Origin of the sequence: Cellvibrio fibrivorans (genome assembly GCF_031457055.1) — a bacterium.
GTDB classification, from domain to species: domain Bacteria; phylum Pseudomonadota; class Gammaproteobacteria; order Pseudomonadales; family Cellvibrionaceae; genus Cellvibrio; species Cellvibrio fibrivorans.
Genome location: NZ_JAVDVX010000017.1, coordinates 1 through 3290, shown reverse-complemented (window position 1 = coordinate 3290; position 3290 = coordinate 1). Strand labels below are relative to the sequence as shown.

The 3290-nt window shown below is 54.7% G+C and carries 2 protein-coding genes; both read left to right on the top strand.

From position 1 onward, the window contains the following. Positions 1-2496, top strand: a 2496-nt coding sequence (locus tag J2X05_RS21015; protein ID WP_310076385.1) for a cellulase family glycosylhydrolase, incomplete at its 5' end; no start/stop codon positions are given. Positions 2497-2523: 27 nt separating this feature from the next. Continuing rightward, the coding region (locus J2X05_RS21010) for a cellulose binding domain-containing protein (RefSeq protein WP_310076384.1) at positions 2524-3290 on the top strand (767 nt) is incomplete at its 3' end.

The window sequence follows — 3290 nt, the reverse complement described above, 5'->3', positions numbered from 1 at the left end:
TCTGTAGCTCCGTCTTCTACTCCGGTGGCATCCAGCTCTCGCTCGTCCGTGTCTTCGGCAACCAATCAAGGCGTAGCGCCATTGGTAGTGCAAGGCAATAAAGTGACCGCGAATGGCCAACCCGCCAACCTGGCAGGTATGAGCCTGTTCTGGAGCAACACAGGCTGGGGCGGTGAGAAGTATTACAACGCACAGACCGTGGCCTGGTTGAAATCTGACTGGAAGGCCAATCTGGTACGTGTTGCCATGGGTGTTGAAGAGGCGGGCGGTTATCTCAGCGACTCCTCCAACAAAACCCGCGCCATGACCGTGATTGATGCGGCCATTGCCAACAATATGTATGTGATCATCGATTGGCACACCCATACTGCAGAAGCCAATAAAGCGGCTGCCATCACCTTCTTTAAAGAAATGGCAACCAAATACGGCAACTACAACAACGTGATTTACGAGGTGTACAACGAACCGCTGCAGGTTTCCTGGAGCAACGTGATCAAGCCTTATGCGACTGATGTGATCAAGGAAATCCGCGCGATTGACCCGGACAACCTGATCATCGTGGGCACTCCCACCTGGTCACAAGACGTTGATGTAGCATCACAAGACAAGATCACTGCCTACAGCAACATCGCCTACACCCTGCACTTCTATGCGGGCACCCACAAGCAATCCCTGCGCGACAAAGCACAAACCGCGCTGAACAACGGTATTGCCTTGTTTGTGACCGAATGGGGTTCAGTGAATGCTGATGGTAACGGCGCTGTTGATGTTACCGAAACCAATACCTGGTTAAACTTCCTCAAAACCAATGGTATCAGCCATGCAAACTGGGCATTGAATGACAAGGCTGAAGGCTCTTCTGCCCTTGTACCTAACGCTAGTGCCAATGGTGGATGGACTGCAGCCCAATTGACCACATCAGGTACCTTGGTGCGCAACAACATGATTAGCCAAAACGGCGGCACTACCAGCTCCGTTGCTCCGGCTTCTTCATCACGTTCAAGCACGCCAAGCTCTGTTGCACCGTCATCGGTCGCACGCTCATCCGTTGCACCCTCTTCCGTTCCGGCATCCAGCACAGCGACTACCTCCTCCGTTAATAACGGCGCAGGTGTACTGTTCAGTGAAACCTTTGAAAGCGGTGCAGTGAACACTCAACCAAGCGGTTGGGAAAACTTCATTGGCTGGGTACCTAACAACAGCAACACCTCAACCGGTGCGCAATACGCCCTGATCGACAGCACCAAGTCTTATAACGGTGGCAAGTCTATCCACTTCAAAGGCGGCGCGGCACCTGCGCAAATCATGCGCGCATTACCTGCAGGCACCCAACGCCTCTACACCCGTGCTTATGTCAACATGAGTGTGGCGATGGGCAATGTGGCCGGTGACAACCATGAACACATCCTCGGCCTGAAAAAGACCAAAGATGCCAACGATGAAATCCGCGTAGGTCAAATCAAAGGGGTTTTGGGTACCAACCATATCCCTAGCGATAACATTGCACCCAAGATGAGCCAATGGTATTCAGGCCCGCAAATGGCGGCGAACACCTGGTACTGCGTTGAGGTGGATTATCTGGCGGACCAAGCCTATGACACCTTGAGAATGCGTGTGAATGGCACTGAAGTTCACTCAATCACTTCGTCAAGCGACTGGAACAACGGTGCCTTGGCAGCTGACTGGATGAGCGACAAGTTCAACTATGTGATGTTTGGCTTCCACAGCTTCAGCGGCCGTTCTGCTGATGTATGGATGGATGACATTGTGGTATCTACCCAGCCAATCGGTTGTGGCACTGTGACTCCGACCAGCTCCAGCGCACCTAGCTCGGTTGCTCCGTCGTCTTCCAGTCGTTCATCGGTTGCGCCTTCAAGCGTACCGGCGAGCAGTGTTGCACCCTCGTCTGTAGCGTCTTCAATTGCGTCATCAGTTGCACCCAGCAGCCGTTCAAGCTCGTCTGTTGCCACTACCGCTGCATGGACTCTGGACACCACCGCGTCTTACCTGAACTTCGTCACCACCAAAAACACCCACAACGTAGAAGTGCATAACTTCACCTCGTTGAGTGGCGACATCAGCGCTGCCGGTGTAGCAACCCTCACCATTGACCTCAGCACTGTCAATACCGGTGTCGCCCTGCGCGATGAGCGTATGCGCGGCCTGTTGTTTGATGTGACCAACTACCCCACCGCAACTGTGACCGTGGCTGTACCTGCCACCCTGATCAGCAGCCTGGCGGTTGGCCAATCCGCTACCACCGATATCTCTGCCAGCCTGAACCTGCACGGTGTGACCGGTGCGATTACCACCAAAGTCTCCGTCCAGAAACTGTCCGCTAACCGCGTATTGGTGCAAAGCCTGTCACCGATCCTCGTGAAAGCCGGCGATTACGCACTCACCGATGGTGTGGAAGCCCTGCGTGCAGCGGTGGGCATTGCCTCGATCAGTGTCGCCGTACCCGTGGACTTCGCGCTCGTCTTTGACGCCCGTTAATTGGATGAAGCTTAGAGAGAACCTATCATGAAAAAATTAATGAAACTGTCGATGCTCTCCAGCGGGTTAATGGCCCTGGGCATCATGGCATCCAGCGGCGTTAACGCCCAGGGTGCCTGTAGTGTGGCTTACGATACCGTCAACAGCTGGGGCAACGGTGGCCAATACAAGGTCACTATTACCAACAACGCCACTGCCAAAACCAGTTGGGAACTCTGCTGGAGTTTTGCGGGCAATGACACTATCCCCAACCTGTGGGACGGTGTATTGACCCAAACCGGTAAAAACGTGTGTGTGAAAAATGCACCTTACAACCCCAACCTCGCGGCAAACGGTACGGCGACCTTTGGTTTCCTGGTGAATAACCCGGGCACCATCCCCACCGCCTTTACCTTGAACGGCGCCGCCTGTGGTGGCAATGCCAGCTCAGTGGCCAGCAGCACCCCAAGCAGTGTGCCGACTACCAGCAGCAGCCGCAGCAGCACACCGACCACTAGCAGCCGTAGCAGCAGTAGCGTCTCCGGTGCAGCTGCCCGCTGGTTACTCGATGCCACCAACTCCACCTTCAACTTCGTGACCGTGAAGAAAAGTACAGCCGGTGTGGAAACACCCGAAAGTATGACCTTCAGCCAGTTGCAAGGCACTGTGGCAGCCAATGGTCAGGCGACCCTGACCATTCCGCTGGCCAGTATCAGCACTGGTAACGTGATCCGCGATCCACGCATGCAGAACCTGCTGTTTGAATCGGCTTACCTGCCCAACCTACACTTCACCACCCAGCTCGACCTGACCGC